Below are 287 nucleotides of genomic sequence, written 5' to 3'. Positions count from 1 at the left end.
GGATGTCTCTGATGGTAATACTTGTCCTGAAACTATTACCAGAACTTATAGTGTAACCGATGTGTGTGATAACCAAATTTTAGTCACTCAAACCATTACGGTTAACGATACTACAAACCCTACTGCTACTGGAACTATCGCTGAATCAACAGTAGAAGGCTGTACCATTAATGATGCTACTGCCCCTGCAACTACGGTGGCTCAATTAGAAGCTCTTGGGTTAAATATTGAAGATAACTGTACTACAGATGATAACTTAGTAGTCACAAACTCTGATAGCGCTTCTG

1 protein-coding gene is annotated in these 287 nt (G+C 39.7%); it reads left to right on the top strand.

From position 1 onward, the window contains the following. Nucleotides 1-287 (top strand): hypothetical protein (locus ACNG5D_RS16025; RefSeq protein WP_418184534.1); only part of this gene is annotated, 287 nt, incomplete at both ends.

The organism is Algibacter ulvanivorans (assembly GCF_048381495.1).
Lineage (GTDB): Bacteria > Bacteroidota > Bacteroidia > Flavobacteriales > Flavobacteriaceae > Algibacter_B > Algibacter_B ulvanivorans.
This window is presented reverse-complemented; position numbering and strand designations above follow the sequence as displayed.